Raw genomic sequence first — 25,163 nt, forward strand, 5'->3', positions numbered from 1 at the left:
GGGGTGGATGCTTACCATGCCTCTAAGAGCAGTGGTAACTAAATCAGGAAAATGCCAAATCAATCGGCAGTGCTAATACTTTATGCGATCGAGGCAAGTGCGGCCGGACCGTGTTCGCGTAATAATTCATCACGCATCGGTCGGTTGTCGGGCCAAACCAAGGACGGATCTTTTCTTAAAACTTCAAAAGCGGCTTCGCGCGCTTGCTGCAAAATCTCCATATCACGAACCAGATTTGCCATCTTGAAACCGGCAAGTCCCGACTGGCGAGTGCCCATAAATTCACCAGGTCCACGCATCTCAAGGTCAAATTCAGAAATTTTAAAACCATCAGTGGTTTTTTCCATGAACTCGGTGCGCATCTTTCCTTCTTCGGAGACGGCATAACCCATGATCAGAATACAGAAAGACTTGTGTTCTCCCCGCCCGACACGGCCACGCAACTGATGCAGCTGAGATAAGCCAAAACGCTCGGCGTGCTCAATGATCATGATATTGGCATTGGGTACATCGACACCGACCTCGATGACCGTCGTTGAAACCAGGACCTGAATTTCATGACGGCGGAACTGATCCATCACCGCATCTTTTTCATCGGGCTTCATTTTTCCGTGTAGCAATCCGAACTTTACTTTCGGAAACTGCACCTTAAGTTTTTCAAACTCTTCAACGGCATTTTTTAAGTCAATCTTTTCAGATTCTTCCACCAAAGGATAAACAAAATACGCCTGACGGCCTTTTTGCAATTGCTCAAGCATGAATTGCAAAGCCTGACTGCGCTTGTTTTCAAAAATCGCGCGGGTTTGAATCGGGCTGCGTCCCGGAGGCATTTCATCAATGATTGAAACATCCAGATCGCCATAAACCGTCATCGCCAGGGTTCTTGGAATCGGCGTTGCAGTCATCACCAGAAAATGGGGCGAGTTTCCTTTGTTTTTCAGGATACCACGTTGTTCAACACCGAAACGATGTTGTTCGTCGATGATGGCAAGGCCCAGATTCTCAAAACGCACTTCTTCTTCGATCAAAGCATGAGTTCCGATGATCAGATCGGTTTCACCGCTGGCTAGATCCAGAAGGACTTGTTTGCGTTCCGCTGATTTGGTTTTTCCAACCAGCAAGGACACGCTGATTCCCAATGGCGTTAGCAGTTTTTTGGCGTTTTTGTAGTGCTGCTCGGCCAGAATTTCCGTGGGTGCCATGAGGCAGGTTTGAAAGCCACTTTCAGCGGCATAAACGGCAGCCATGAAGCTTACTAAAGTTTTCCCGCTCCCCACATCCCCCTGCACCAGACGATGCATAGGATGGCCTTTTTCCAAATCAGTTTTGATTTCGGCAAACACGCGCTGTTGAGCGCCCGTTAATGGAAACGGCAAAGACTTTTCCAAAGCGGAATACTTTTTTCCTTCATTCTGGATCAGAGGTGCAGCTTCTTTTTGAAATCCGGTTTTCTTGGCAGCCAGGAACAACTCCAGCCAAAAGAACTCTTCAAAAATCAATCTACGCTGAGCAGAGCTTTTTACTTCGGTGTATTCCTGAGCCCTTGCTGGATTCGGATTATGAATCTCCATCAAAGCATCTTTACGCGGCTTCAGGTCATACTTTTCGCGCATCCATTTAGGCAATGCTTCTGCCGGCCACTCTTCAATTTGCCCAAGGCCCGCACGAATCAGCTTCATGATCTTGGCTGTCGCCAGACCTTCAATTTCCGTATAGAGCGGAATCAAAGCATCCTGATTTTCCTCTTCAGGATCGATGTCACGAATGTCGGGATGATGAAACTCGATTCGCCCACGGTACTCGATAACCTTGCCGACCACACGCACTTCAGAAAATGGTTTGAATCTTTCAAAGTAGCCTTTGTAAGGTACGCGGAAGTATTTGCAGTGAATTTGCCCCGAGGCATCGCGCACGACCACATCGTACATTTTGCGTGTGGTGCGCCCGATGTTCACGCCGTGAACGGAAACTACTGTCGCTTTGATACTGACGATATCACCGGGACGAAGGCTTGCAATATTGCGGGCGGCACGCTGATCTTCAAAAGCGCGTGGATAGAACTCAAAAAGATCCCGCAAGGTCTTTAAACCTTTACGAGCGAACAGGTCCCCGAGTTTCGGGCCCACTCCTTTAAGATACATGATTTGAGTGTCTATACGAAGAGCCATGGCCAGCTCAGTATTGCGGAATTTCCTTTTAAGTCAATCCTTTAAGGTGTTCCAAACATCTTCCCATCGGAAGAAAACGGCTGGAGAATTCCCTTACTTTCGAGCTCTTTCCGGCGATCATTGAGCTCCTTTTCATACGACTTTTGCTTAAGATCCGTAGCGCCATCTGCAGCAAACTGCATCATTATAGAAAAACCAATGGCTGATTTCTTCTGCTCTCTCATTTGGTACGTTGTGTATCCATGCTTGCCTGCGACAGCCTTTAAATAGTCTGCCCGGCTTAGGTTTGCGTTTTGAATGTCCGCAATTGAAGCTTCTTTAACTTTTTGGGGAATTTTTGAATTGGACCGAATCATCTCAACGGAGCGATCACGGACTTCTTGAGGGACGGATTGCAAAAAGTCCCATTGACTGCTCATGGCTTCAAATTCAGCTTGAAGTCGTGAATTCACACCAGGAGGACGTTCTGATTTCGTGAGCTTTTGTTCCAGGGTACTTGCCAGATGGCGAGTAATGAAAGAAGTCCGCTCCGGGTATTGAACGACGTGCTCAAACTCGTGCGCCAGAGTCAAATAGTGATTCACCGGTACGTCGACATAATCACTGCCAATTAGAATTTTTTGCGTCACCATGTTGTACTGGCCTTTGGATCCTTTTACATACTGAACGTCACCAATGACCTTGTCGGCATGCCCTTTCAAATAAGAATCCAAGTTCGCAGTTCTCATCTCATAGTATTTTGAAAATACCGCCTGCGCTTTTTGCTGATCGGTTAGATTCTTATCCGCCCAGATACCTGCTGTGCTTTTCTTGAATTCCTCCACATCAATTGTGGATCCCCGCATGACATTATTAGCAACATGCTCGTCCCGTTTTACAGCTTTGGCGATTCGCTTCTGATCAGTTGCATGAAGAAGTCCGGAGATTTTTTTAATTCGCAAAATAGCCACCGAGGCTGCCAATGGATCCAAGACCGACGCCAAAGCATAGCATCGCGCTTCATATACTTTTTCAGGTCTATAGCAGGCAGTATTGCTCATGCCCGAAGCGGTCATGACTTCCTGAACCAAATCATCAACCGATCTTTTGGGAGCTGCAGGATTTCCTGACCAGGGCTCTATCCAAAGATCAGATGAATTTCCATTTTGGGCACGCTTACGCAGCTTTTCCTGCAGCATCCGATATAAAGTTTTCGAGCTGTAGCCATTTAAGTAAACTTGATTTTGAACATCGTCAGGATTCAGTTTCGTGTCTTTTGTACCCGCAATTTCTTCAAGCGTAAACAAGTCAGCATAAGGGCCTAACATTTCTATTTTACATTCAGGACTGACACATTTTTTAAAATAGTCCTCGCGCGCTTTGACCTCAGGTGACACCTTGGAACTGCCCACCACAAAATCAATTGCACCTTTCACCAGATCCACGGAACTATTCCACACCCCATCCGCACAAGACTCTGCTAATGAAGTGATTTTTGCAGGCATTGGACAAACTTCTATCGGATCACAAGTACGTTTTGCACCAGATGCCTGGGGGCGATCCTTGAACCACTCATCGCACTTGGCCGCCTTCATTTCCAGTTCGCAGGATTCAATTGCGGTTTTTAGGTGAGCCTTTGGACCCACGCAACTTTCCATGTACGTTGTTTCACAGGAAAACATTTGCGCCTGCGCACGTGGACTTAACAAAATCAAAAACAGACTTAAAATGGAAAATCCGATTTTCATATAAAACTATTCGGGTTTATTAGTGTGGCTCATAAGGGAAAACATATTGATAACAGCACTCTCTGTTTTCGCCTCACTTTGGTACTTTGTGAGGGCTGGTCAGGGGTTTTGACTAGACTAAGGGCTATAGTTAAAAAGGGTTGCGGAATTTATTTCTAAGGCATGGAATTGATGGCAGAATTTCCCTATGACCGACACTCAATATTTCCGCATACGTTTAAGCACGATTCGCCCTGACAAAGTCACAAGTTTTGATATTTTTGTGCAAGTCGACGGCAAGTATATTTTGTATCTTCGCGCGGGCGATAAAATCTCGGATGGCAAGATTTCGCGCTTGCATGCGCGTGATACGGGCGACTCTTTTTTCGTTCGCATGGATGACAAGCAGACGTATCGTGATTGGGTGAAGGAAGAAATGAATTCCGATCAGCTGGATCCATTTGCGAAAGCAAAAATCCTGCGTGAATCCTCCGTTGCCTTGATGGAAGACCTTTTCGAGAATCCGGATGTTAACAAAGCTCTGGATGAATCACGCCCCATCATCACAGATTTCATTGATCTGATGGAAAATGCACCTGAAGCCATGGGCTTTATGATTTCTTTGTCGGGTCATGATTTTTATACCTACAACCACTCCCTGGATGTCAGCATCTACTCGCTGGGTTTGGGTAAAGCTATCGGCTACTCCCCAAAAGAATTGGAAGAGCTGGGTGTCGGCGCCCTATTCCACGACATCGGTAAACGTAATGTCAGCCTGGATATCTTGTGTAAAAAAGGCGGCCTGACAGATGCGGAATGGGAGCAGATGAAAATGCACCCCCAATATGGTCTAGTTATCTTAAATAACCACCCGAACATCTCGGATGCGATCAAAGCGGCTTGTTTTGAGCACCATGAGTCCTGGTCTGGGAATGGTTATCCCCAACAATTGATGGGTGACGAGATCCACCCGTTCGCGCGGATCGTGGCTATTACCGATACTTATGATGCAATGACGACTCAGCGCTCATATAATGTCCCACTTAAGCCGATAGATGCAGTGACGATGATGAAAGAAAAGCTGGCGGGTCGCTATGATCCCGACATGCTAAAAGCACTGTATTCTGTACTGTTTAAAATAAAGGCTGCATAAAACACATGAAACACATCTTGTATTCACTGGCACTGATCGCATTGATTCCGTTGATTGCTTTGGCTATCGAGCCCACCAACCCACCGGGAGTTTGCGATCGCTTCATCGGCGAAACCGATGTTAAAACCTGCCAGGAACGAATGCAAAAAAATGAAAATGTTGATTGGTATGCGGTCACCGTTTGCAATCTTCAAAAAGAAGATCAACAGTTCTGGAAATGTTTTGATTCAATCCAAGGCCAAGCCTTCAATCCTCAATCATTGGACAAATGCGGCGAAGAAACAGAAATGTCAGATGCTCAACGCCTGACATGCATGGAGGCTGCGCGCAGTGACCGCAAGCCCGCTTCGCAGCACGCCAACTATCAGCCGCTTAAAGTAAAAAAAGACAAATAACCTGCGGAAAGCAGGTTATTTTTTTCGGTTCATTTTTTCAGATTATTTTTCCACGATCGCTTTAATCAAAGCCGCATTCGGCCCGACGATTTTTTTCGAGCGAACTTGCTTTAATAAGAATTCCTTAATCTTAAACGCTGGTACAGCATAGTTCAATCGACTCCAAACTTCCGGTGAATTGCCGCGGGAAATTTCAGCAATCTCTTGTGAAGAAATAGGCTCTTCCCCCGCCTTCGTCCAAGTACCTGTCCATTCCACACCAAGAATCTCACCCGTCTCTCGATTCATCAGCAGTGAACCAGAGGACCCGTGAGAAGTATCACAGCCGTTGGCAAAGGACCAAGCCGCATACCCCAGCGGGTTGATGGTGTCTGGATCAAAAAGCAATCGCACTTCACCGGTTTGGGACAAGACGCGACAATCATCATCGAAAGTTATGCGCGGCACTGAAATCTTAAGTGGATTACCGCGGTCAGGACTCGCATCACCAGCGATTCCAAAGCCAATATTCAACAGGGGTGCTTCAAATTCCGGAATCGTGTTGAAGGCAAGATTAACACCTCTACCAGCAACCGCTTTTTCGCCCAGCTCATAAGCCTCCGGACCTAGGCTTTCCGCCCCTTCTTCCCAAGCATTGACGTCATAAGGTTTGACCACAAGCAGAGCTAAATCAATTTCCGGCCAGGCACCAATACAACCAACCGTATCAGACCAAATATTGGAATCGAACATAACTTTCGGAGGAAAATTTTTGCACTCTTTCGGCCCATCAGCCACATGGGAGTTGGTCGCCACGATGTGTTTGCCTTTAAATTTTCCAAGATAAATTCCTGAAGCGGCTCCGACATGAACATTCGCACTGTAGGCTTTCTTTATAATCGGGTTCTTAAGGTATTCTTCGGTGATATCGCCGACGGACCATTGATCGCCCTTTTGATAGATCGCGATTTCTTTGGCTAGTTCTTCAGGGGTCCACTGTTTTGCCAATGCCATTGGCGAAGCAAGAAGAACACTGCTTAAAATAAACTTAAAGTAGCCGCCAAATTTATTCATCATACCCTCTTCTTTAAAAATAGATTCTTTCAAGAATTTAGGAATGCGAAGACAGTGCCAGCCTGGCTTTCCCAAAAGTGACTCCAACGACAATACAGTGTTTTTAAGAGCGTTTTTTCATGAAGTTCCGATATGCAGCCTAAATTGGCAGCCCTCCATTGTAGAAGTGTCAAAAATCGCGACACTTCGGCAAGTTTTTCTTTTCCCTCGAGAGCCTCTCCCAAGAGATTGAATTGTTTGATAAAACCATGAGCGATGAAAACCTGCGTTCTGCTTTTACAAACCCTTATCGTTACGTTCGCTCTTTCCGGTTGCGGCTATGCTCTGGAAGAGATGGGTTTGTTCAAAACAGGCGAGATCATTCTAAAAACCCCCAAGGTGAACGAGTTTTCTGAATCTTTGATCGACTACTATGTCGTCAGACAGACGGCTTTGAAAACCTGCTTCGAGTGTCACACCACCAAAGCTCCGCTTCTGGATACGGAAGCTAAAATCTATGAACACCGTGAAGACATCATGGCAACCGTTGAATCAGGCGACATGCCTCCGATTCGCAAAGGTTATCAACCGCTAACAGCGTGTGAGTTGCAGATTCTGCGCTCGTATTTTGACAATCAAACGAATCAGCGTCCCGCTCAACGCGTGAAAGAGCTTTCTGCTTGTACCGAGGGAACAAAACCTCCAACGCAGCCAACGTCCCCGGTTCCGAATCCACCAGAGCAAACTCCGCAGCCGGATTTGGGTCAGTTGGAATTGAGCTTTAAAAATCTGCGCACGGCCTTCTTTGATGCGAAATGCTTGAACTGCCACAGCAGTCAGGTTGAGCGCCCGAAGGATCCAATGCTTGATTCCATCGCCCATATTCTTGCCGCTAAAGACTATACAGATAAGTCCATCACCGTTTACAAAAACGGTGCGGACAGTCTGCTTTACAAGATCACTGTTCCAGGTCTTACCGACACTATTATGCCGCCAGCTCGAACAAAAGTTCAGCTGACTCCGGCAGAGGCTGATTATCTAAAACGCTGGATCGACGCAGGCATGCCCGAATAAAGTCGGGCCTATTCTTTGTTCCTTCGCACTTACTGCAAACATGAAGTGCGGCTTTCTGATTTACTTCTAAAATTAAGCCATGAATAAACAGCGTCTGCCCTGGTGGATATGGTTACTGTGCTTTGCCATATTTCACGCAAACACCCAATTAAGTCTTTTCTATACCGCAACCACGGGAACGACTTTTTTTAATTTCCCCGTCGCTTTCGCGATTCCCATGACATTATGGTGGGGTCCCGGTGTTTTGGTTCCGCTTTTTCTAAATGCCACACTCAGCGCGCCACTTGAAGGCGCGACAAATCCGTTATTCTTCCCTCTTTATGCATTGCCTGAAACCTTGCATGTTTTTTTAGCCTGGATCCTGGTAAAAGAAAGATTCCGTAATGATGTGTGGAGTCCTTCCCCAAAAGGAATCAGTCTTTATACAGTCTATGGAATCATCATTCCGTCAGCTTTATTAGCCTTAGGTGTGCAGGGAATCTTGCTGGGTGCGGGCACCATCAATCGCGATCAATTTCTTTGGACCAGTGTTTTAAATTTGATCGGCAACTTCATGAGTAGTGTCGTGATCTCGCTGCCTTTGCTTATTCTGCTGACGCCGTGGCTTGAATCAAAACGTCTTTCCGTGTTTCCAGCTGAAAACGTGGAAATGCGCTGGTTTCATCACCTATCCCGTCGCGAAAAAACCGTGATGTTTTCCTTGCTGGCGATAAGCTTGGCCTTAAGTTTAAAAATCCCACTATCACAGTCATGGTACGCCTACGGTATTATCGTTTTATTCTGCGCCAGCTGGTATGGTTTAAAAACTGCGATTCTGGTCAACACCTGGGTGGCGTTTTTGACGTTGGCAATGCCAGTGGTATTAGGTAATCCCTGGCCCCAGGATTTTTCTGCCGTGCAAACGCCAGCCACACTTGTAACCTTGTGCTTTTCCGCATTGATGGCGGGGGCTGCAGTTTCCGGTCTTACTGATAAGATTGATCGTCTTCGTTATACCGAACAGGAATTAAAAACCGCCAAAGAAACCGCCGAGGAAGCTTCCCGTGCCAAATCTGATTTCCTTGCGCGTATGAGTCATGAGATTCGTACTCCCTTAAATTCCGTCCTGGGAATGCTGGAGCTTTTAAAAGAAACCAATTTGAGTAAAGATCAGGAAAGATATCTGACATTATTCAGTCATGCCGGGGAAAATTTAAAAGCGCTGATCAATGACCTTTTGGATTTTTCAAAAATTGAAGCCAAGGCCTTAAGTATTGAAAACACGACTTATAATCTGCACAGTACCGTGCGCTCGGTTTTTGAAATACTGCAAATCAAGGCTGAAGAAAAGGGACTGAACTTTCAACTACACATCGATGAAAACGTGCCACTGTATCAGCGCGGTGACCCCACCCGCCTTCGCCAGGTTCTGTTCAATTTAATTGGTAACGCTTTGAAATTCACTGAAGAAGGCGAAGTCGACGTTCACGTCACAGTTGAACCCGGCAGCACTCCTGAAAACGGTCTGCTGGTTTTGGAAATTCGCGATACCGGCATCGGAATTCCCCGCGACAAGCAAAGCAGTTTGTTTTCTCCTTTCTTTCAGGCCGAAGACACCACGACTCGCCGCTATGGCGGCACTGGCTTGGGTCTGGTGATTTCCAAAAATCTGGTCGAGATTATGGGTGGCCGCCTGGAACTCCGCAGTCTTGCGGGACGTGGAACCACATTTAGAATTGCCCTGCCTCACCGCCCCGAATCTGTGGCGACTACCGAAGTAAAACCTACGACGGCACCGAATTGGGCCGAACAGTTTAAAGGTCGCACGTTTTCTTTGCTATTGGTGGATGACTCCCAGGACAACCGGTTGCTTTTAACTCACTATCTTAAAAATCAGCCTTTTACCTTTACCGAAGCCGTTAACGGCAAAGAAGCCGTAGAAAAATTTAAGCAGGCAAAATTTGATTTCGTCTTTATGGATATGCAGATGCCAATCATGTCGGGCTATAAAGCCACGGAACTGATTCGCCACTATGAAAAGGAAAACCGCCTGGGTCACACACCGATTATCGCTTTAACAGCAACGGCTGTACTGGAAGACCTGCAACGAACTTTAGTTGCAGGGTGTGACATGTACATGGTTAAACCCGTTAAAAAGGCAGAAGTGTTAGATACCCTGTCTCACGTTCTAACGACGAAGCTTCCAAGCAAGGAAGCCCCTAAAGAACGTCCGTCTGAACCACCTTCTTTGAATATGTGAACCTGAAGATCGCGGCGAACACGCTGTTTGTCTTTCAGTTCCTGATAGAATTGCTGTTCAGATGCGGCGTCTGGGAATTCGCAGACAATTGTGAAATCAGAATCAATAGGACGGTGATACTCGATCACACCCTTGGCGATGACAATATTTTCTGTATTGATTTGATGATGTTTTAATCCTGCTAAAACCAGGGCATAGGCACTTAACACGCCTGTGGCGTAAAGACTTCCGCCGAATGCTGTGCCTTTGTGATTTAGGTTTTTCTCTAAGGAAACTTTAAAGACCACTCTCTGGGAGCTCAGTTCTTGCACTGTGATTCCCAGATGTTCATACAACTTGATATTGTCAGCCAGAACCTGAATGAAATCCTGAGTGTTTACTTCCATTGCTCGTAGCCCCCGGCAAAATTCACACTTTGACGGTAGCCCATTTCACGCAATGCAAACGTCACAGCACCCGAGCGTACGCCGTGGTTACTGATCACCATGATGATTTTATCCGGAGTGATTCCTTTGGATTCAAGCTTTTTGCCCAGATCCTTGGAAACCGCATTGGATTCAGTGAAAAACTCTTTCCACTCGATTTGTACGACTGGAGTTTTCACGTGCTTGTATTTTGTAAGATTATTAATTCCAAATTCCCCATTCGAGCGCACATCCAAAATAACAACTTTGGCTTTCGCTTCGTTAAAGTTCATTCCAAACAGGGAACTTACCGGCAAATCCATGGCGGTTTTGCTTTTCTTTTTACCAGTCATTTTAAGGGGCGGAAGTTTTTGAGTCGCATAAGCCTTGAAGTTCTTGGAATCAATGAAAAGGGATTCATCAATCACCGGCTTCCAGTAAGGCTTGTTTTTAACCAAAGGCTCATCACCTTTGGGATTCATCGCGCGCGCTACGGTATGAAGTGCGGTATGAACGTTTTTTACTCCCAGAACTTCCAATGTCCAGGCGATACGGCCTTCCTCGCCGTTTCCTTGAGCGCCTTTACCCAGAATCACCACTTTGGAATCCGGATCAATACCAATCAACGACAAGCGACGAGCGACAGAGAACAAATCATCTTGAAGGACACCACGGGAGTTCGGATCCTGAGAGGAGAAATCCTCCCAGCGAATATTGATCGCACCCGGCACATGAGACAAATTAAATTCAAACGGAGGACGAACATCCAAAATAACCGGAGCACCATCCATCAATTTCTCAGGGGCACCCTGAACACCCTGTTCAGAAGTAACCTTGGTAGGCGTAGTCTGGCAGGCAATAAGGGCAAGAAGAATAAATAAAGCGCCAAGAATATTTCTCATAAGTACTCCTAAAAAGACTAACTTAAGTGGTCATCAAGGTACCAGATGCAAGGCGCGAGGAGGAAGGCGTACTCCTCGTACGCCGACGACGAGCAACGCCGTCAGCTGGTGCCTTGAGGGCCGCTTCCCCTATTTTACTTAGTTATCCTCATGGTTGGGAAGAAAATGATATCGCGGATCGAAGGACGATCTGTAAGGATCATTACGATACGTTCGATACCCAAGCCCACACCACCTGTTGGTGGCATCCCAGCGTCGATCGCCAACAAGAAATCTTCATCCATCGGATGAGCTTCTTCGTCGTGACCGCGAGATGCTTCTTGTTCTTTCAAACGTGCCAATTGGTCTTCTGGATCGTTCAACTCAGAGTATGAGTTCCCGATTTCCATGCAAGCCGCGAATGGCTCGAAACGCTCTACCAGACGATCATCTTTACGATGGATCTTAGTCAAAGGAGAGATTTCTTTCGGGTGATCCATTACGAATGTCGGCTGCCACAAATGTTGTTCAGCTGTTAGCTCGAACAATTCCATGATCATTTCGCCGCGTTTTCCTGGAGCATCCAGATCCCCGCCCATTTTGTTAACTGCTTCGTATAGTTCCTGATCAGTGGCCTTGTCTGGATCGATTTTCGCGTATTCACGAACACCGTCATGAACCGTCAAACGTCTCCATGGAGGTGTAAAATCGATTTCTTTACCTTGGTAAGAAACCTTCATGCTGCCAGTGATTTTCAATGCCAATTGAGAAACAAGTTCCTCGAATTGATCCATTTGATAATTGTAGTCAGTGTATGCTTCGTAGAACTCAAGCAAAGAGAACTCAGGATTGTGAGTTCTGTCGATACCTTCGTTACGGAAGTTTTTAGAGATCTCGTAAACTTTCTCGAAGCCGCCCACCAATAGACGTTTCAAGTAAAGCTCTGGCGAGATTCTCATGTACAGCTTCATATCCAAAGCTTTGTGGTGAGTTGTGAACGGAGTCGCCGCGGCCCCACCATAGATTGGTTGAAGTGTTGGAGTTTCCACTTCCATGAAACCGCGGGAATCAAGGAATCTGCGGATTTCAGAGATGATTTTTGAACGAGTTTCGAAAACCTTGCGGGAATCAGCATCCGTCATCAGATCCAAATGTCTATGACGGTACTTGATCTCAACGTCTTGCACGCCGTGGAACTTCTCCGGCAATGGTTCGATCGTCTTTGTCAGTATTTCGAAGTGCTTCAGGTAAATGGAGAATTCGCCCTTTTGAGATTTGAACACGTAACCCTCAACACCCACGATGTCGCCAAGGTCTACAAGATCAAATGCGGCTTTTTCTTTCTCTGCCAATTCTTCTGTTTTTACGTAAACCTGTACAGTTCCGGATTGATCCTGAACGTTGAAGAAGCAGGCCTTGCCCATCGCACGCAAAGTCATCAAACGACCCGCAATACGGTATACAGATTCAGGCTTCTTTTCGCCCGCCTGCAAACCAGCTGCGTGTTTTTCGACGATCTCTTTGATCGCCGTTTTATTTTCAAACGTGTACGGATAAGGATTAATGCCCTTCTCGCGAAGGGCGTGCAATTTTTTACGTTTTTCCGCGCGAAGCGCGTTTTCTTGAATCGACATAGTTTCCAAATACCTAAAAAGGCCTAGTTAAGTTTTTTACCTGCAAATGCTTCCATCACGCCTTGAAGAAGAGCGATCGCTTCCTTCTTAGGACGTTGGAAGGCATTACGGCCCATGATGGAACCGAAGCCACCACCTTGTGCCATTTCCTGAACTTCTTTAAGAAGCTCTTCCGTACCTTTTGCTTCCCCACCAGAGAAGATCACGATGCGTTTGCCATTGAAGCAGGATTGAACCACGTGACGGATACGATCAGTCAGAGTGGAAATCTTGATACCCTGTTCAGCATAAACTTTTGCCGCTGCCGCTTGTTCAACGTGAGCTGTTGGAGGTTTAACTTTGATGATGTGTGCGCCCAATTGAGCTGCGATGTGTGCAGAGTATGCGATCACGTCGATAGCTGTTTCGCCATCTTTGGAGATCTGCTCACCACGAGCGTAAGCCCAGATGATCACCACAAGGCCCGCTTGTTTTGCCAGGCGGGATGCTTCTGCGATTTCTTCGTACATTGTTTTGCGTTCAGCAGAACCTGGGTAAACTGTGAAACCAATACCCACGCAACCAAGTCTTAGGGCATCGTCGATGTAAGACGTTACTGCAGAGATTGGAGCTTTGTTGCCGTAAAGAGTTTCAGAGTTGTTGATTTTCAGGATCAATGGAATTTCACCAGCATAGTCGCGGGAAACTGCTTCAATGAAACCAAGTGGTGCCGCGTAAGCGTTGCAACCGGATTCGATAGCAAGTTCGATGTGGTAGTTAGGATCGTAACCATCTGGATTTTTCGCGAAGGAACGAGCTGGACCGTGCTCAAAGCCCTGATCCACTGGAAGAATAACCATCTTACCAGTACCCGCCAATTTACCGTGATTCATAATGCGAGCCAGGTTCGTCAATACGCCTGGGTTGTCGGAACCGTACCAGCTCAAAATCTCTCTAACTCTTGGTGTCATGTCATCTCCAGAAATGGTAAAAAATGTGAATGCTCAGTTAATTAGCGGGCTCAAAGGTAGTGAACTTTCTATTGATAATCAAGTGTGGACATCATAGCGAGCAACGCAGCAATTTCCTTTCCAAAGCGCTTTCTGTGGTATACTGTGGGCATCGATTTTTCCCTCGAGGTAAACATGAGCACACAGAGAGTTTCTTTCGAAGCTACACCGAATCCAGCTACAATGAAGTTCCATTTGCACACCAAAGTGGCAGATGAAGGCTTTGATTGTCCCTCTGCGCAAGAGGCGGATCGCTCTCCTTTAGCCTCTAAGATCTTTGGTTTCCCGTGGACCAGCTCGGTTTATGTGGGAACTGATTTCATCACCGTGACCAAGCAAGACTGGGTTGACTGGGAGCTTTTGGCTCAGCCACTGAGCGGCTTGATTCAAGAGCACATGGATAGCAACGAACCGGTGGTTGTAAAAATCGTGCAGCACACAGATGTTGACGATCCGAATGACTCCCCGATGGTGAGAAATATTAAATCTGTACTGAATCGCGAAATCCGCCCGGTTGTGGCGTTGGATGGTGGGGACATCGTTTTCAATAAGTTCGAAGACGGTAAGCTTTATATCCACATGCGCGGCGCTTGCGCGGGCTGCCCATCATCTCAGGCAACTCTAAAAGATGGCATCGAAGTTCGTATGAAAGAATTGTTCCCGGAAATTCATGAAGTTCTTGCGATCTGAGACCATACACGAGTCCAAACTTTTACTTAAACTAGCCGGCCCTATCATCATCGGACAACTTGGTCAGAACCTGATCCAGTTGGCCGACACCCTGATGGTTGGTGCATTGGGCCCGGTGGCCCTGGGCGCTTCTGCATTTGCAGGAAGTGTTTATATTGTCTTTTTGATTTTCGGTTTGGGCATGCTCGCACCAATGACGGCGATGTTCGCTCACTCACAAGGTCAGGAAGATCACCCGCGCGGTGGAGTTCTTCTGGGACACAGCCTGATTATCGCGGTGGGTATCGGAATTCTGATCACCGCCGTGCTTTTGGGGCTGATGCCGCATTTGCATTTGTTTGGACAAACTCCTGAAGTGCTTAAGGCTGGTACGAGCTTTTATAAAATTATCGCTCTTTCCATTTTGCCAGCCTTAATCTATCAGGCTTACAAACAGTTCACTGATGGCATTGGTCGCACCAAGGTCGCTATGTATGTGATGATTGCGGGCGTCCTATTTAACGTCGTCGGCAACTGGGTTTTGATTCACGGACACTGGGGATTTCCAAAGCTGGGTCTTGATGGCGCGGCTTGGGCAAGTTTCATCGCACGTACACTAATGATGGTAGCCATGGTTGGTTATGTTCATCTTCATCCGGGATTTAAAAAGTATCTTCAAAATCCGTGGATTCATTCTTTCGACAAGCAAACTTTGAAAAACATGATCCGCTTGGGAATTCCAAATGGTTTCACTTTCTTTTTTGAAGTGGGAGCCTTCGCATCTTGTGCGGTGATGATGGGTTGGTTCGGAGCTGTTCCATTGGCAGCCCACCAGATTGCGATCAGCCTTGCCTCCACCAGCTTTATGGTGACCTTGGGGATTGGTATCGCTTCAAGTATTCGCGTCGGATTTGAATTGGGCCGTGGTGATTACAAGATGGCTCGGCATGCGGGATTCACTGCGATCGTCTTAGGTGGCGCTTACATGAGTTTATGTGGCTTGGGCTTCCTGATTCTGCGCCACTGGTTCCCGACTCTTTACGTTTCTGACCCTGATGTGATCGCTTGGGCTGCACAGTTTTTCGTGGTCGTAGCATTGTTTGAAATTTTCGATGGCGTGCAAGCTGTCGCAATCGGCGCACTTCGTGGTATGAGCGATACTCAGTGGCCAAGTGTGATTGCATTCTTTGCGTACTGGGTGATGGGCTTGCCAGGCGGATACTTGCTGGCCTTTCATCTTGGTGTGGGTCCCATCGGAATATGGATTGGACTTTTGATAGGGCTCATATTTGCGTCTATCCTACTTACGTATCGCTTTCACCGTCTCAGTAAGAGATTTATTGCTTAGTAGTACTACAGTAAGTATTGGATTATTCCGATATTTCTATAGATGCAAAAAGAAATTGTTCGGTCCTTAGTGGCTGTTATTTCAGTACTTTTTTTTATGGGATGTTCGGATGCAGATCCGAAGGTTTCATTTTTGCGTCCCATTGATAACTTCGAGTTCAAACCCAGCAAAGATTATGTCACTTCCACTTTATCAACTATAACACTTGATGCTGAGTGCTCGCGTTTCATTACTTCTGTAGAGTTATCATTTGATGGCGGTTCCACATGGATCCCATCAACAACTTATGATTCAGACACTGTGATGTGTTCCACAGACGGTAAATTCCAAATTGATCTATCCAACACAAAAGCACCCATGAACACGATGACCATCAATAACGGAGACACTTTCACCGTGAACTTCCGTGCGTGGTCTCGCGCTGGCATGTTCGTTTATCGTGACGCCACTGTTCGCTTTGTACCGCCCGCGCAAATCAAACAACAAATTCTGGCTGGTGCCCAAACGCAAACAGGAACTGGGATGGTCTTAAAGGGCCGCGTGGTTTCCCATCAGCAGAGCATGGCTTCGGGTGGTCCATTTGTCGTTCACGGAAGGCTTTCTGAATGAAGAAGTCCTTCGTAACCACCACCCTACTTTCATTGCTTACGAACGTGGCCCTAGCGGTTTCTCCGGGATCATTGTTCACCTATGAAGGGGTTCTGACTGATTCTGGCGGTACGCCAATCACTTCTTCGCAAACTGTTACCTTCTCGGTTATGTATGGCTCTTGCGTTTTATATTCTGAATCTCAAACCATCACTCCGGGATCTGTGGGCGAGTTTTCCGCGATCGTGGGAACTGGGACTCGAACAGATACAACCAACAACACGGCAGATCGCATTTTTGCCTCTGCTGGTTCAGTGAACTGTCAGGGCGCTTCTGCGGTTTCCATGTCAGGGTTTACGACTCGTGCGTTAAGAATCAACGTTGCAGGTTCGACTTTGACTCCGGATGTGGCGATCGGAAATATTCCGATGGCGATCAACTCGCAAAAACTTGCAGATAAGGGTCCTTCTGATTTCATGCAGGTGAATAGCGGTACTGGAACTACTCAAGCAAATTTAGAAAGCATTCTTGCCCGCTACACTACCTTGGATACTTTGTTATCTGCCTACACTGGCGGAACTTTGACGGCGCAGTCTGCGACGAACTTTACGGGTTCACTTGCTGGAGATGTGACTGGAACTCAAGGTGCGACTTCTGTAGGTCGCATTAAAGGTGTGAATGTGGATATGACCGGTTTAGCTGCTGGTAAGATTTTAAAATATAACGGCACCGCGTTTTCTGTGGCCGATGATGCTACGGGGGCTAGCCCTGGTGACGCTTCATATGCTGTTAAAGGTATTGTGCAGTTTGATACCAACGCTTCAATTTCTGGCGTCAACATCACTTCTGGCGTTGTTCGTGTGAATGTGGGTACGTCTGCCGATCAAATCGTTAAGCTTGATTCCATGGCCAGACTTCCAGCGGTTGATGGTTCTAATTTGACTAATCTTCCAAGCCAAATTCCGGCGGGTGCTGTTGCAGGACAGGTGCTGTCATCAACAGGGTCTGCTCTGCAATGGATTACACCTTCGAGTACTGACAACACCAAGCTTCCGACTGCTGGTGGTACGATGACTGGCGCCATTGACATGGGTTCCAACAACCTGACTAACGTGGGCTATGTGACGATGTCGCCGAATAAGTCTTTACATCTTTCTAACAACCCGGCCGACCCTTCCCTGTCGACTGCGGACAAGGGTAAAATCTGGTTCAACTCTACTTCTAATCAGATTAAGTATTGGGATGGATCTTCAGCGCAGACATTGGGTGTCGCGGGTTCTGGTATTTCAAGCTTTAACGGTCAGACTGGAAGCTCGCAGTCATTTGGAACAATCGGAACGACTGGCACAGGACCGAATTGGTCCTCTAGCTCCAACACGCATTCTTTGAATATTCCTTTGGCTTCATCCGCTGGTGTATCTGCCGGTCTTTTGAGCAAAACAGAGTACGATGCGCTTGCAGCGAAGCAAGCTGCTGGAAACTACATCACTGCATTGACTGGTGATGTAACTGCGGCAGGGCCGGGATCAGCGGCAGCGGTAATTGCGAACTCCGCAGTGACTTCGGCAAAAATCGCAGATGGCACAATTACTGCGACCGATATGAATTTCACGGGAATCAATTCAGCAACTGCTAATTTGGTTTTGAATGACGGTACAGGAAAGTTTACCTCTATTGGCTGCTCGACGGTAGGTCACGTGCTTACATGGAGCGCAAGCGGTTTTAATTGCGCAGGCTTAAGCGTCCTGAGCCCATTACTCGCTGATAGCAAAATATACGTCGGAAATGGATCAGGTCTTGCCACACAAGTTTATATGTCCGGAGATGCTTCTCTATCAAATTCTGGCGCATTAACTTTAGCAACGGTTGGCACCGCTGGCACTTATTCAAAAGTGACAGTCGATGCAAAAGGCCGCGTTACCTCTGGTGTTACGAACTTTGGGTTTGCAAATTACACCACCGCGACAGAAAGTACTTTCACTTCCAGCCTTGGCACTTCCGATAAAGGAACGACCTGGTACAATTCCACGATGAATCAAATCAGATATTGGGATGGCTCAGCCGCGCAATCATTGGGCGTGGCTGGTACTGGCGTTACGAATGTTTCGGGAATGGCTCCGATATCTGTTGCAACAGGTACTAGCACTCCAGTTATCAGTGTGGCGGCGGCGACGGCTTCGTCACTGGGTGTGATGCAAGCTGGATCTGGTCTATCTGTGTCTTCAGGTAATGTCAGTGTTCTTTCAGCACCTGATCTTAGCACGATCACAGGTACGGGTTTAGTACAAAGAACTGGAGCTTCAACTTATACTGCCATTGGAACTTTGGCCCCATTGAATATTACAGGTTCAAGCCTGGGACTAAATTATGGAAATGGATTATTCGTAAACACAGGGACTCTTCAGGTAGACACAGGCACTTCTGCTAATAAGATTTTACAGTTGGATTCCTCTGCCCGATTGCCTTCTGTAGATGGCTCGCAATTGACGAATGTAGTAGCCTCTTCCCTGTCTTCGATACTGCCGATCACACAAGGTGGTACAGGCGCATCGACCAAATCGGTCGCCTTTAACAATCTTTCGCCATTAACAACAAAGGGTGACTTGCATGTGCATGACGGAACAAACAACGTCCGCATGCCTGCTGGCACCGATGGGCAGCTACTAACTGCTGACAGCGCCAGTGCAAACGGTCTGAAATGGTTTGCGCATCCATTCTATAAGAATGGTGGAAATAGCTTCGGTGCAGATGCAACTTTGGGCACGACGGATGCTTATGGTTTGTATTTTATTACTGGCGGCACGGATAGAATGACCATCACACCAACTGGTCGTGTTGGTATTGGCGAAACCGCTCCAAATTATAATCTGGTTGTGAATAGCACATCAGCGACAGGCACTTCAGTTGGAATTCAAAATTCCGCTTCAAGCCGGGCCTACACACTGAATGTCGGCGCTGCTTCGTCTTCCAATACTCCTGCGGGCGGTTTCAGTATTTACGATCAAACCGCTGGAAAAGCCCGACTTCTTTTCGATGCTAACGGTGCAGCCGCTATAGGTGGCTCAATCACAAATTTGGCGGGCGCTACTGGCCCCGGTGTCTTAACATTAAACGGAAATGGAAGTACGAGCACAGACTCCGGAATACTGGAACTGAACAATCCGACCGCCAGTCTTGGAGCCGGGGCACTAGGTGGAAAAATTACTTTTAATGCCTCCAATAATACCGGCAACAAAACACTTGCGGGCATCCAAGTTTCGACAGATGGCGTCGGTGGTGCAAATGGTTACGGTGGCAAAATCATGTTTACAACCAAGCAGGATAATACCGCTGGCCTGAATGTAAATTTCGTCATGTCCAACAATGGTAGCGTCGGTATCGGTATTGGTATACCTGCCTATCGCTTGGATGTTGCCGGAGACACAAATCTCAGTTCGGGTTATGCCTATAAAATTGCCGGGGTAAATATATGTACCTCTGCAGGCTGTCTATCGACTTCAGATCGCCGTTTAAAAGAGGACATCCAGCCGCTTGAAAACTCTCTCGAAAACATCCTTAAATTAGATGGTGTGTCTTACTTCTACTCTGATAAGCAGCGCTTCCCTACCAATCACCAAGTGGGTGTCATTGCCCAGGATGTGGAAAAGGTCTTCCCTGAAGTTGTCGTCACTGATGAAAAGACAGGCATGAAAGCCGTAGCCTATGATCACTTGGTGGCGCCATTGATCGAAGCTGTGAAATCACTCTACAATAAGATTGTTTCTTCAGAAGAAAAGATCGCAGATCAAGAACGTCGTATCGCTTCAGTCGAGGCGTCACAATCCTCTGAACGTCAGGAAATTGAGTCTTTGAAAAAAGAGAATGAGAAATTGAAGAAACAAAATGAGAAACTTGAAAAAGATCTCAATTTGATAAAATCCCGTCTTGGTTTATAAAAGCATCCCCGTCTGAAATAATTCTAAATCCCTTCATGTTTGTCTCACAATAATATGCTGGAAACGCAAAACTTTTGTTCCACCACATTAGTTGGTATTCTGAGAGTATTCACGTAAGAGGTACGTTAATGAAAAAAACCGCTGCATTGCTTGTTGCTACACTTGCTTGTTCACCTGCTCACGCTTTGTCTTTGGGTGATATTCTCAAAGCACTGTTCAGCCCTCCTGCGAAACAGGAAGTTCGTGCACCGGCGAGCTCAAATTCAAATTCCAACTCGAAATCAAATTCCAGTGGTGGCAAGAACCAACAGCAATCGCTTGAAGAATTGCGTAAGACGCTGGGTTTACTAAAACGCATCAGCTGTACTTACCACGGTAGCAACTATGGCGTAGATCCGAATGCCGTGTTTGAATTCCCTAATCCAGAACAAACTGTCTGCGATCCTTTATCGAATACTCCATCAGAGTCCCCTACGAACGGTCTAGCGGCTAAGCTATACGTGCGCAGCGCTGAAATGACCAGCGTGTCAAGTGTGATGGACTACTACAACAAGGGTGTTCGCATGGAGCAAGATCTTTATTTTGCTTCGATCAACGTACCTACTCGCGTATTCACTAAAGGCTTTACGACTGAAGGTGGCTCAACGCTATCTGATAGCGCAGGAAACAAATTAATTGAGCACTTTGCGGTCGAATATAATTCAATTCTGAAGCTTTCCGATACCGACAAAGAAGGTGAATACGAACTGGGTCTAATTTCCGATGACGGTGCCCGCGTGTTCTTTAAAGAAAACGAACAATGGAAAGAACTGATTAACAATGACGGCAACCACGCTTCCCGCTTTGGTTGCTCGTACAGAACTCTTTCCATGAAAAAAGATACTGAAGTACCTATTAAGGTTCTTTATTATCAAGGTCCGCGTTACCACATTTCCAACGTTCTTATGTGGAAGCACCACAAAGATGTTAAATCCTTCCAAAAATCCATTAGAGACAACTGGGTTTGCGGCAAAAGTGGCAATGAGTTATTTTATAAATCAAAAACAGAAAAGCCGACAGGCGTGACCAAGTGGTTGCAATCCACTGGCTGGAACACAATCGCCAATGCCAACTATAAAATGCCTGAGCATAAACCAAATCCTTGCGTAGAAGAAAAGCTGACGGTTACTGACTTGATTGCTTCTTCAGTACAAGCGCCAAGAGCTACTTTCACTTGGAAAACGAATATCCCTGCGACAAGTCAGTTGAAGATCACAAACTTCTTCACAGGGGAAGTTCTTTACACTGAGATCAATAATGACCTGGTGGTAAATCACGAAGTTCAACTGGATGGTTTGGTTTCCGGCCTATACTACCTGATAAATGCGATTTCTACGGATGCACAAGGCAATCAGGTAATCAGCTCACCTGACTTGTTAATTACGCCGTAATCGCTACTGAAAAAGATGATTTCTAAAAATGAAGAACGGCCTTAAAAGGGCCGTTCTTTTTTTATATTCACTCTCGGTCACCGCCACCGTGGCGGTAATACTGCCTCTATCAACTATGCCATTTAATATCAGTGCGCTCTTTGATGAAGATTGTGCCTACGAAGAATGTGATAATGGCGATTGTCATTGGATACAATAGGCCCGCAAAGTGATTGCCGGTGCTTGCAACCAGGGCTGTCCCGATAAATGGAACCAGGCCGCCGAATACGCCGTTACCGATGTGGTAAGGCAGGGACATGGATGTGTAGCGAATATTCGTGGGGAATAGCTCCACCAGGAAGGCTGCGATAGGTCCGTAAACCATCGTCACAAAGATCACTTGAATCCACACCAGTAAGACCAGCATATTAAAATCTGGGTTTAGAGGCGTTGCCATTGGATTTGCAGCATCCCAGTTCGAATAAAATTCCATCGCTTTATAGATTGGAATGTAAGAGACCGCCGCAATCGCACAACCGGCCATGATGATTTTCTTGCGCCCAATCCGGTCTGACAATCCACCAAAGACGATGAAGAATGGCGTTCCCAATAGTAAGGCAATGGCGATAATTTTATTGGCCATCACGAAATCAATTTTTAGAACGGTCTGCAGATAGTAAAGAGCATAGAACTGCCCTGTGTACCACACCACCCCTTGCCCCATCGTTGCTCCTAGCAACGACAAAATCACCAGGCGGCGATTCTCTGGATTCATGAAACTGTCACGCAGTGGGCTTTTGGAAGCTTTGCCTTCCGACTTCATTTGCACAAATACCGGAGACTCTTCCATGCGCATGCGAATGAAGTACGAGAAAATCACTAACACCACAGACAGAAGAAAGGGAATTCTCCAACCATAGCTTTTGAAATGATCTTCGCCCAAACCTAAGCGCGTTGCCAGGATCACCCCAAGGGAGACGAACAGACCCAAGGTGGCAGTTGTTTGGATAAAGCTTGTATAGAATCCACGCTTGCCATCGGGGCTGTGTTCAGCCACGTATGTGGCGGCTCCGCCGTACTCACCGCCCAAAGCTAAGCCCTGCAGTAATCGCATCAATAAAAGCAGAATAGGTGCAAGGACTCCGACTTGTTCATATGTTGGTAGCAAACCAATCAATGTGGTTGATAGGCCCATGATCAGTAACGTCACCATGAAAGCGTATTTTCTGCCGACCACATCACCGATGCGACCAAAAACCAACGCGCCAAAAGGACGAACGATAAAACCTGTCGCAAATGTGGCAAGCGTACTTAACAACGCGACTGTCTCATTTCCTTTCGGAAAAAAGTGCGCAGAAATAATAGTCGCTAAACTTCCGAAAATATAGAAGTCATACCACTCGATCAAAGTTCCGGCACTGGAGGCACCGATCACTTTCCAGATCTTACTTTTTTCTGAGGCTTGAGAGTTTGCTGTCATTGTGGCCATAGATTCTCCTAAGGCCCCCAAGTTTTAAGAATTATTTAATAAGACTCAAACTATATTGCAGAGTATGTCCCAGTTTTAATGTGCCCTATTCCTCGTCAAATAAACTCATCTGCCCGGTGTAGCCTTTAAGCTTTTCTCTGGCAGCAAATTCCAAACGAGAAAATTCCCGGTGCGAGTTCAGAAAACTCACCCATTCTTTACCGGATTTTTTTCCTTTTAACCATTCGTCGAATGCGTCTGCGCGCAAAAATAACGGCGAACGGTCATGCCCCGCTTTCAGAATCTCTGGTGTTGGCTCTGTCGTGATGATTGCAAACGAATCCACCACCTCGCCCGAGTCCTGATCCTGCCACACATCCCAGATGCCTGCGGCCGTCAGAAGCTCTGATTCTCCACTGCGAATGGAAATCCAGTTCCCGGCAAAGTCCCCTTCATACGCCGCCTCATAGAACTCTTGTATCGGAACAAGACAGTGTCTGGATTCGAAAGGTTTTTTCCACGAGGGCTTGTTTAAAACTTCTTCAATGCGAGCGTTATAAGTCGCAAATTTAGGTTTTCTTGTCCGCGACCATGAAGGTACCAAGGAGTAACTCATCGCTTGAATTTCGCGAACCTCAGAGCCTTGCACGATCACAGGTGCTGGTGTGTGAGGGTAAATGACTTGTTTTGGAACGAAAAGCACGGGCGGCAGTTCAACCTTGTAGGTCTTATGTAACAGATTAAATTCGCTCGCAGCCCCGTAACTTGCACACATGCCTGCAATTCTAGATGACCTCACTGTCTCTTTTCAAGATTCCAGGTGAAAACTCTATTAATATTTTAGACGGTGTTTCCTAGTTCAACACCGAAAACGAATACACCCGCTCCACGAGTGGTCCCCACATTGCATATAGAAAAGGTATCGGGGGAAACATATGAAATTTCAAATCCTTGGAGTCATCTCAGCAGTCTCATCAAGCTTACTTCTTAGCGCATGTGCTCCAGATGTGGAGTTCATGACGGCAACGGATCTTTCCTCCCAAGCTGGTGGCGGTCCCGGCACTGTCACCGGTCCAAAATACCAGGCCTTTTCCCAAAGCGTGGAAGTCAAAGCCAATGCTGACATCGATATCTTATTCGTTGTCGACAACTCAGGCTCCATGGCTGAAGAACAGAAAAACTTCTCCACTAAGATCAATGGCTTTATGAACATCATCAAAGATGCCAATTGGCATGTCGCTTTGACAACGACGGATCCAAACGTAAATACGCCTGCGCCCGATAAAGTGGCACGCGCTTGGGGTGACGGACAGTTCCGCCCGTTTGATTCAGACTCTGGCAGCTTGTTTGTACTAAAAGCCAGCCAGCATTCTTTAGCTGACGCTCAGGCAAAACTATCAGCGGCTATCAACGTGGGACTATTGGGATCCGGTGATGAGCGTGCGATCAACTCTTCTTATCGCGCGATCGAGCGCACTGCGAATACGCCAGCGAATCAGGATTTCTTCCGTGAAAAATCTAAGCTGGTGGTCATTGCCATCTCTGACGAGGACGAGTGCTCTAACGGTAAGTGTTCAAACAGCCCTGAAAAGAGTGTCCCTGCGAACCTGGTAAAAATGGTTCAAACGCGTTTTGGTATGGATAAAGTATTTATGTTTAACTCGATCGCCCGCGCCGCTGCTGATACTAAATGTAGCACGGCCGTTGTGACGCCGATTTATGAAGCCATGGCGAAACTAACTGGTGGTCTGATGGGTTCGGTGTGCGCAACTGATTACACTTCGATCCTGACTTCGATGGGTGTGAAAACGGTTGAACTTGTAAGATCAATCAACCTGGGCTGCTTGCCATTGGATGCCGATAACGATGGAGAGTTGGATTTCGCGTTGGTGGATACAAAAGGTCAGAAAGTTTCCACAGGCTACACGATCAGCGGAACAACGGTGACATTCGCTTCTAACTTGCCAGAGGGTTCTTATACTGCCGCTTACATGTGTGCGGCGCTAACGCCAAACTAAATAGGTATTTAGAGCAAAAAAAGGCCGCGTTCTTCGCGGCTTTTTTTTTATTT

At 46.7% G+C, this 25,163-nt stretch carries 19 protein-coding genes; 10 read left to right on the forward strand and 9 right to left on the reverse strand.

Going from position 1 to position 25,163, the window contains the following annotated elements:
- Positions 1-80: 80 nt before the first annotated feature.
- Both recG and ACLWNV_RS11200 read right to left on the reverse strand, forming a co-directional pair.
- Positions 81-2,168: an ATP-dependent DNA helicase RecG gene (recG, locus tag ACLWNV_RS11195; protein WP_413584521.1), complete on the reverse strand. Its 2,088-nt coding sequence runs from the start codon at positions 2,166-2,168 to the stop codon at positions 81-83.
- 41 nt (positions 2,169-2,209) lie between these two features.
- A complete protein-coding gene (locus tag ACLWNV_RS11200) occupies positions 2,210-3,895 on the reverse strand; it encodes a hypothetical protein (RefSeq protein WP_413584522.1) in 1,686 nt (561 codons plus the stop codon).
- A gap of 187 nt (positions 3,896-4,082) precedes the next feature.
- Between ACLWNV_RS11200 and ACLWNV_RS11205 the strand changes: the two genes are divergently transcribed.
- The gene (locus tag ACLWNV_RS11205) at positions 4,083-5,027 is read left to right on the forward strand and encodes an HD-GYP domain-containing protein (RefSeq protein ID WP_413584523.1); all 945 of its coding nucleotides are present in this window, start codon (positions 4,083-4,085) and stop codon (positions 5,025-5,027) included.
- Positions 5,028-5,032: 5 nt separating this feature from the next.
- Entirely contained in the window at positions 5,033-5,422 is a 390-nt protein-coding gene (locus tag ACLWNV_RS11210; RefSeq protein ID WP_413584524.1) for a hypothetical protein, read from the forward strand.
- A 42-nt stretch (positions 5,423-5,464) separates the two neighbouring features.
- Here the strand turns inward: ACLWNV_RS11210 and ACLWNV_RS11215 are convergent, their stop codons facing one another.
- Positions 5,465-6,478: a hypothetical protein gene (locus ACLWNV_RS11215; RefSeq protein WP_413584525.1), complete on the reverse strand. Its 1,014-nt coding sequence runs from the start codon at positions 6,476-6,478 to the stop codon at positions 5,465-5,467.
- A 252-nt stretch (positions 6,479-6,730) separates the two neighbouring features.
- Here ACLWNV_RS11215 and ACLWNV_RS11220 point away from each other — a divergent pair, with 252 nt between their 5' ends.
- Positions 6,731-7,528, forward strand: a complete 798-nt coding sequence (locus ACLWNV_RS11220) for a hypothetical protein (RefSeq protein WP_413584526.1) — start codon at positions 6,731-6,733, stop codon at positions 7,526-7,528.
- Positions 7,529-7,607: 79 nt separating this feature from the next.
- On the forward strand, positions 7,608-9,767 hold the full coding sequence (locus ACLWNV_RS11225; protein WP_413584527.1) for an ATP-binding protein: 2,160 nt from the start codon (positions 7,608-7,610) through the stop codon (positions 9,765-9,767).
- On the opposite strand, the gene ACLWNV_RS11230 is transcribed toward ACLWNV_RS11225, so the two are convergent.
- The 4 genes from ACLWNV_RS11230 to ACLWNV_RS11245 form a co-directional block, all read right to left on the reverse strand.
- Entirely contained in the window at positions 9,689-10,153 is a 465-nt protein-coding gene (locus tag ACLWNV_RS11230) for a YiiD C-terminal domain-containing protein (RefSeq protein WP_413584528.1), read from the reverse strand. The two genes, ACLWNV_RS11225 and ACLWNV_RS11230, sit on opposite strands and share 79 nt — an antisense overlap.
- Positions 10,144-11,073: a sulfurtransferase gene (locus ACLWNV_RS11235; RefSeq protein WP_413584529.1), complete on the reverse strand. Its 930-nt coding sequence runs from the start codon at positions 11,071-11,073 to the stop codon at positions 10,144-10,146. Before ACLWNV_RS11235 ends, ACLWNV_RS11230 begins: the two co-directional genes overlap by 10 nt.
- 134 nt (positions 11,074-11,207) lie before the next feature.
- Positions 11,208-12,686 (reverse strand): lysine--tRNA ligase, encoded by a 1,479-nt coding sequence (gene lysS / locus ACLWNV_RS11240; RefSeq protein ID WP_413584530.1) that lies wholly within the window; start codon positions 12,684-12,686, stop codon positions 11,208-11,210.
- 23 nt (positions 12,687-12,709) lie between these two features.
- Positions 12,710-13,636, reverse strand: a complete 927-nt coding sequence (locus ACLWNV_RS11245) for a class I fructose-bisphosphate aldolase (protein ID WP_413584531.1) — start codon at positions 13,634-13,636, stop codon at positions 12,710-12,712.
- 174 nt (positions 13,637-13,810) lie between these two features.
- Here ACLWNV_RS11245 and ACLWNV_RS11250 point away from each other — a divergent pair, with 174 nt between their 5' ends.
- The 5 genes from ACLWNV_RS11250 to ACLWNV_RS11270 all read left to right on the forward strand — a co-directional run bounded on the left by ACLWNV_RS11250 (position 13,811) and on the right by ACLWNV_RS11270 (position 21,645).
- Complete coding sequence (locus ACLWNV_RS11250) at positions 13,811-14,365, forward strand: NifU family protein (protein ID WP_413584532.1); 555 nt, start codon at positions 13,811-13,813, stop codon at positions 14,363-14,365.
- Positions 14,346-15,692: an MATE family efflux transporter gene (locus ACLWNV_RS11255; RefSeq protein WP_413584533.1), complete on the forward strand. Its 1,347-nt coding sequence runs from the start codon at positions 14,346-14,348 to the stop codon at positions 15,690-15,692. Before ACLWNV_RS11250 ends, ACLWNV_RS11255 begins: the two co-directional genes overlap by 20 nt.
- 42 nt (positions 15,693-15,734) lie before the next feature.
- Positions 15,735-16,301, forward strand: a complete 567-nt coding sequence (locus ACLWNV_RS11260) for a hypothetical protein (RefSeq protein WP_413584534.1) — start codon at positions 15,735-15,737, stop codon at positions 16,299-16,301.
- Positions 16,298-20,215: a tail fiber domain-containing protein gene (locus ACLWNV_RS11265; protein ID WP_413584535.1), complete on the forward strand. Its 3,918-nt coding sequence runs from the start codon at positions 16,298-16,300 to the stop codon at positions 20,213-20,215. The genes ACLWNV_RS11260 and ACLWNV_RS11265 overlap by 4 nt, the downstream gene beginning before the upstream one ends.
- Positions 20,216-20,343: 128 nt before the next feature.
- A complete protein-coding gene (locus ACLWNV_RS11270) occupies positions 20,344-21,645 on the forward strand; it encodes a PA14 domain-containing protein (protein ID WP_413584536.1) in 1,302 nt (433 codons plus the stop codon).
- 109 nt (positions 21,646-21,754) lie between these two features.
- Here the strand turns inward: ACLWNV_RS11270 and ACLWNV_RS11275 are convergent, their stop codons facing one another.
- Both ACLWNV_RS11275 and ACLWNV_RS11280 read right to left on the reverse strand, forming a co-directional pair.
- Positions 21,755-23,113: an MFS transporter gene (locus ACLWNV_RS11275; RefSeq protein ID WP_413584537.1), complete on the reverse strand. Its 1,359-nt coding sequence runs from the start codon at positions 23,111-23,113 to the stop codon at positions 21,755-21,757.
- A gap of 85 nt (positions 23,114-23,198) precedes the next feature.
- Positions 23,199-23,867, reverse strand: a complete 669-nt coding sequence (locus ACLWNV_RS11280) for an SOS response-associated peptidase (protein WP_413584538.1) — start codon at positions 23,865-23,867, stop codon at positions 23,199-23,201.
- Positions 23,868-24,027: 160 nt separating this feature from the next.
- Between ACLWNV_RS11280 and ACLWNV_RS11285 the strand changes: the two genes are divergently transcribed.
- On the forward strand, positions 24,028-25,110 hold the full coding sequence (locus ACLWNV_RS11285; protein WP_413584539.1) for a hypothetical protein: 1,083 nt from the start codon (positions 24,028-24,030) through the stop codon (positions 25,108-25,110).
- Positions 25,111-25,163 lie beyond the last annotated feature (53 nt).

This window comes from Bdellovibrio sp. HCB274, assembly GCF_047306075.1.
Classification (GTDB): Bacteria; Bdellovibrionota; Bdellovibrionia; order Bdellovibrionales; family Bdellovibrionaceae; genus Bdellovibrio.

Coding starts and splice junctions, on each gene's coding strand:
- recG (WP_413584521.1), bottom strand. CDS start 2,168: ATGGCTCTTCGTATAGACACTCAAATCATGTATCTTAAAGGAGTGGGC.
- ACLWNV_RS11200 (WP_413584522.1), bottom strand. CDS start 3,895: ATGAAAATCGGATTTTCCATTTTAAGTCTGTTTTTGATTTTGTTAAGT.
- ACLWNV_RS11205 (WP_413584523.1), top strand. CDS start 4,083: ATGACCGACACTCAATATTTCCGCATACGTTTAAGCACGATTCGCCCT.
- ACLWNV_RS11210 (WP_413584524.1), top strand. CDS start 5,033: ATGAAACACATCTTGTATTCACTGGCACTGATCGCATTGATTCCGTTG.
- ACLWNV_RS11215 (WP_413584525.1), bottom strand. CDS start 6,478: ATGATGAATAAATTTGGCGGCTACTTTAAGTTTATTTTAAGCAGTGTT.
- ACLWNV_RS11220 (WP_413584526.1), top strand. CDS start 6,731: ATGAAAACCTGCGTTCTGCTTTTACAAACCCTTATCGTTACGTTCGCT.
- ACLWNV_RS11225 (WP_413584527.1), top strand. CDS start 7,608: ATGAATAAACAGCGTCTGCCCTGGTGGATATGGTTACTGTGCTTTGCC.
- ACLWNV_RS11230 (WP_413584528.1), bottom strand. CDS start 10,153: ATGGAAGTAAACACTCAGGATTTCATTCAGGTTCTGGCTGACAATATC.
- ACLWNV_RS11235 (WP_413584529.1), bottom strand. CDS start 11,073: ATGAGAAATATTCTTGGCGCTTTATTTATTCTTCTTGCCCTTATTGCC.
- lysS (WP_413584530.1), bottom strand. CDS start 12,686: ATGTCGATTCAAGAAAACGCGCTTCGCGCGGAAAAACGTAAAAAATTG.
- ACLWNV_RS11245 (WP_413584531.1), bottom strand. CDS start 13,636: ATGACACCAAGAGTTAGAGAGATTTTGAGCTGGTACGGTTCCGACAAC.
- ACLWNV_RS11250 (WP_413584532.1), top strand. CDS start 13,811: ATGAGCACACAGAGAGTTTCTTTCGAAGCTACACCGAATCCAGCTACA.
- ACLWNV_RS11255 (WP_413584533.1), top strand. CDS start 14,346: ATGAAGTTCTTGCGATCTGAGACCATACACGAGTCCAAACTTTTACTT.
- ACLWNV_RS11260 (WP_413584534.1), top strand. CDS start 15,735: ATGCAAAAAGAAATTGTTCGGTCCTTAGTGGCTGTTATTTCAGTACTT.
- ACLWNV_RS11265 (WP_413584535.1), top strand. CDS start 16,298: ATGAAGAAGTCCTTCGTAACCACCACCCTACTTTCATTGCTTACGAAC.
- ACLWNV_RS11270 (WP_413584536.1), top strand. CDS start 20,344: ATGAAAAAAACCGCTGCATTGCTTGTTGCTACACTTGCTTGTTCACCT.
- ACLWNV_RS11275 (WP_413584537.1), bottom strand. CDS start 23,113: ATGGCCACAATGACAGCAAACTCTCAAGCCTCAGAAAAAAGTAAGATC.
- ACLWNV_RS11280 (WP_413584538.1), bottom strand. CDS start 23,867: ATGTGTGCAAGTTACGGGGCTGCGAGCGAATTTAATCTGTTACATAAG.
- ACLWNV_RS11285 (WP_413584539.1), top strand. CDS start 24,028: ATGAAATTTCAAATCCTTGGAGTCATCTCAGCAGTCTCATCAAGCTTA.